3 protein-coding genes and 3 pseudogenes are annotated in these 4,500 nt (G+C 30.7%); 1 reads left to right on the forward strand and 5 read right to left on the reverse strand.

Annotation, left to right across the window (positions count from 1 at the left end; genetic code table 11):
• A pseudogene (locus QZ260_RS03710) lies at nucleotides 1-181 on the reverse strand (lipoyl(octanoyl) transferase); the annotation flags it as partial.
• On the opposite strand from QZ260_RS03710, the pseudogene lipB reads away from it, so the two are divergent.
• Nucleotides 156-692, forward strand: a pseudogene (lipB, locus tag QZ260_RS03715) (lipoyl(octanoyl) transferase LipB); the annotation flags it as partial. The pseudogenes QZ260_RS03710 and lipB overlap by 26 nt on opposite strands.
• A gap of 38 nt (nucleotides 693-730) precedes the next feature.
• Here the strand turns inward: lipB and QZ260_RS03720 are convergent.
• The 4 genes and pseudogenes from QZ260_RS03720 to QZ260_RS03735 form a co-directional block, all read right to left on the reverse strand.
• Nucleotides 731-1,375 (reverse strand): hypothetical protein, encoded by a 645-nt coding sequence (locus QZ260_RS03720; protein WP_295982857.1) that lies wholly within the window; start codon nucleotides 1,373-1,375, stop codon nucleotides 731-733.
• A 201-nt stretch (nucleotides 1,376-1,576) separates the two neighbouring features.
• Nucleotides 1,577-2,356, reverse strand: a complete 780-nt coding sequence (gene ppk2, locus QZ260_RS03725; RefSeq protein WP_295982859.1) for a polyphosphate kinase 2 — start codon at nucleotides 2,354-2,356, stop codon at nucleotides 1,577-1,579.
• 102 nt (nucleotides 2,357-2,458) lie between these two features.
• Complete coding sequence (locus tag QZ260_RS03730; RefSeq protein WP_295982861.1) at nucleotides 2,459-3,508, reverse strand: nucleoid-associated protein; 1,050 nt, start codon at nucleotides 3,506-3,508, stop codon at nucleotides 2,459-2,461.
• Nucleotides 3,509-3,959: 451 nt separating this feature from the next.
• Nucleotides 3,960-4,500 (reverse strand): annotated as a pseudogene (locus tag QZ260_RS03735) (ribonuclease HII); the annotation flags it as partial.

Here is a 4,500-nt window from a genome sequence, read left to right on the forward strand (position 1 = left end):
GTTCTGCCTTTAAACCATATTCAGCAAGCGTGAGAATAATCATTTCTTCTAAAAAACGAAGATATTTATGTATATCAGTGAAAAAATTATCTAAATCCAAAATAGGATATCCCACAATTTGCCCTGGACCATGATAAGTAATATCACCTCCACGATTTACTTTAGGTAAAAGTGGATACATGTCAAATTTGTTGGTTGATGAAGCACAATTAAAGGCTAAAAACGCCTCTTTTTATAAAGTGAATCGTGGAGGCGATATTACCTATCATGGGCCTGGACAAATTGTTGGGTATCCTATTCTGGATTTGGATAATTTTTTCACTGACATACATAAATATCTTCGTTTTTTAGAAGAAGTGATTATTCTTACGCTTGCTGAATATGGTTTAAAGGCAGAACGAAGCCCAGGAGAAACAGGGGTTTGGTTAGATGTTGGTACACCGTTTGCACGTAAAATTTGCGCCATGGGCGTTCGTGCGAGTCGTTGGGTTACCATGCATGGTTTTGCTCTCAATGTAAACGCAGATTTGGGCTATTTCGATTTAATGATTCCATGTGGAATTCGTGGTAAAGCGGTGACTTCACTAAATGTTGAGCTTGGAAAAAAATCAATAGATGAGGCTGAAGTAAAAGAAAAACTTTTAAAGCATTTTGCTGCGCTTTTTGAGGCGGAGTTTAATGGTTTTAATTAGAATTAATACTAAAAAGGTATCTCAAACGGCGACTTAATTTATTTATAAGAAATATAGGCTAAAGCGAGCTGGTCTAATTGAAAACCCTTAAATTCTTTGTTTTTAATTCGTAAAACTAATTCTGTGTTTCCTTTAAAATAATCTGATGCCCATTTTCTGAATTTTGAATTACTTAAATTAAACATACTAATTACTGTTGGCGCTTTTTCACTTGGACGTTTGAGTAGATAGCTTGTGCCAAAATTGATATTTCTTCCTTCGTAGCTATGAGTTGTAATTATGCCCTTTCTTTTGTCTAAATAAAAAGTTTGAGTACTGATGTAAGCTTTAATTAAAGGATGACTATAGGTTACCAAAAACCATTCTTTTTCAGACAAAGAACTACTTCTATGTTTTTTAAATGGCTCGGGCGTTAATCCGAGGTTGTTTCTCTCAAAAAGATATTTATTGCCATTATAAATTGTGTATAAAATTTGATAGATCTCATCACTTTCAATGCTTAAAGCTATTTCACTTCCATTCTTTTTTACTTTTATAGAGTTATTATGATGCCTATTTTGGGGTAAAGTAGCTACGCCTTCAATAGTTTCTCCATTTACTAATAATAATTTTGCCGTATAAAAACCATGAGCTTGAATATTTAAAGCTATACATAGGAATGCTATTGATAAAATGTTGCTCATAAAAGATAAGGTGAGATTTATAATGAACTTATGTTTTCTTTAAAAATAAAACAAATTTAAAAATATGAATCACTCTTTTGTTACTTTTAAATGTGATTTTAGGTTTTGGTTCGTTTAACAAAGGTGGGTGTAACAATATTTCAATTTTTTATATCGGACTTTAAATGAAAGTAGTTGAAAACATTTATAAACTCAAGGTTTTTAATACTTATCAGGCACAAAAGTTTGATAATCTTTTGGTGGGCGAACATATGCTTTATAGTCTGGTAAATCAGGAAGTTCAATTGGATTAACATCCATTTTTTCGTAAGGAATCATGCTCAGAACATGGCTAATACAATTTAAACGTGCTTTCTTCTTGTTGTCAGCATTTACAACAAACCAAGGCACTTGCTTGGTGTCTGTATGTGCAAACATATTGTCTTTGGCTTTTGAATATTCTAACCATCTAGCACGAGATTCTAAATCCATTGGACTAAATTTCCAACGTTTTAATGGATTACCTATTCTGTTTTTAAAACGCTTTTCTTGTTCGTCATCACTTACTGAAAACCAATATTTTAAAACAATAGTTCCAGATCTTACAAGCATACGTTCGAACTCCGGACAAGATCTTAAAAATTCATTATACTCATCATCTGAACAAAAACCCATAACCTTTTCTACGCCAGCTCTATTGTACCAACTTCTGTCAAAAAGAACAATTTCACCAGCAGCCGGCAAGTATTGTGCATATCTTTGAAAATACCACTGTGTTTTTTCTCTTTCAGTAGGAACCCCTAACGCCACAACTTTGCAAACACGTGGATTTAAAGGTTCTGTAAATCGTTTTATCGTGCCGCCTTTACCCGAAGCGTCTCTGCCTTCAAAAACGATAACTACTTTTAAACCTTGCTTTTTCACCCATTCTTGAAGATGTACTAACTCGGTATGGAGTATAGCGAGTTCTTCCTCGTAGTTAAATTTAATTTCTTTTGACATTCTAATGTGTTTTTGCAGACACAAGTTACTGAAAAACAAAAAAAAGACTAATTAATAGTTGACTTTTTTGTCTGTTGTAAAGATAATTTATAAAGATTCTTATTAACTCTCTGCATTAAAAAACACTTTGTAATAATGCATTTTCTTTTCATCGTCATAACCGCGTTCTAAATATTCAGAAGAGGCGTCTGGGGAGTCAATATCTAACTTTATTTGTATGTTGGTATCTAGCTTAATATCCGTTTTTATTTTTCGCTTTTCTTTGGTTACAACAGCTTCTGCAACATCAAACTGATTTCTAATTACTAAATTTTGTTCACCTTCAAAATCCTTTTTAAAATTATCAAATTCTCTTTTATGCTTGTCTTCTTCAAATAGCTCTTCTTTAAAACGCTCTACATTAACGACTTCATTTTCCTTAAAAAAGTCGATAGTTTTAGCTAAAAAGGTATTTTGTTCTTGTGCACCGTAACTGGTTTTTATGATTTCCGTTGAAAAGTCTTTACATAACTCAATATACTGTTGTGTATGGTTATTAGCATCATCCGCATATTTAATATTTAAAAAATGATTAATCCAATATTGAGCATCGTAACTATTATTATCTACACTTAAAATAATGTTGCCTTCAGTATCACTTTGATTTAAAATTAAACAACCTTTATCTACTTTTTTAGAGTTGATCCCTTTCTGTACTAAAACATCGTAACTTTTATTCTCCAAATACGTTTGAAAGAAATTCACTTTACTTTCAATTTTGAAAATGCCAATGGCGTTAGTGGTCATATCTCTAAACTCAATACCTTCAAACAAAACAATTAAGACATCGCCTGTTTTTATTTGTGCAGAACTAGATTGCTCATATAAATGAGTTACTATATGTTTTGAAAGTTCTACGAACCCATCTTCATCATTAAACAATTGTGTGCAATAGCTGTTAATTTCGTTTAAAGAAATATTGGCATGATGATTAAATCGATAACTCTGTACAACGCTGCCGAATGGTCTTAATAAAAAGGGTAACATTAAATCGTAACTAGCTTCATCAAAATCTACTAAATTTTCTGAAAAGGCATTTTTAGTGTCATTAAATTTATTACCAACCTTATGAATTATAAATTTTGAAATGGAAGCGTTTTTTCTTGAGATCATGTGTGTTTTATTAAGACTGCAATACTATTAAATTTACCTGAAATTAAACCAAATGAATTTTAAAATGATTGAAAATAAATTTGAATTATATTTCACCTACAGGAAACAGAGGCGGATGTAATCAGTTATTTTAAAGTTTATTTAGTTGTATACAAAAAAAGAGCACCAAAGCATTACACTTTGGCGCTCAAGATTCGAGGACTTGCTTTTGTTGATTAAAAACCTTTATTTTTATTTTATTAATATTTTCACAAATTCTATATGTCTATTTTGCGCTTCATAACAAAAGCCATCCAAAAGAACAGGATGCTTTTCGCGTTTTTTGATAATTTTATTTGTAAGTATTTGATTAATAGGTGTCTTAAAGATAAAGATTAGTTTTTTTATCCACAAGAATGTATTGTTAATTTTCAAAATAATTTTATAAGTAGCTATATGAATAGCGAATAAATTAATTTATTTGATATAAAATTATAGCGTTATTTTCTCCTTTAGTAACAAACTCTAAATTTCTGTCCTTATCAATATTGTCAAGGTCTATTGTCGAGTTTCCATAAACAGGGAAATTTGGAAGTAATTTAGACTGACTATCATATAAATAAGTTTTATGTGATTGTAAATCTGTTATAGAAACATAAATTTTATTATTAATGTAGAAAATTTTTGGACTCGAGTAATCTCCAAAATCTAACTCTGTAGTTTTACTTTTGATATAAAGCTTGTTTTCGCTTTGTGCAACTAAGGTTTTACTAGTAGTTTCAATATGATGATTTTCAGAAAGGTTTAAGTTTGTAGAAGAAACATTTCCTTTTGCATCAACTGAAATCAAATCACCAGAGGCACTGGTTGTAGTAAATGTGTTATTATATAAGAAAACGGGTTGGTTTGAATAAGGAAAAGATTGTTTCGGTTTAACTCTTGTTTTTCCTAATCGATTTAAGATATAAAGTTTGTTGTTAGTTTTTAATGTGATGTAATCTTTACTGCTGATT

This window comes from uncultured Algibacter sp. (assembly GCF_905480415.1).
Classification (GTDB): domain Bacteria; phylum Bacteroidota; class Bacteroidia; order Flavobacteriales; family Flavobacteriaceae; genus Algibacter_B.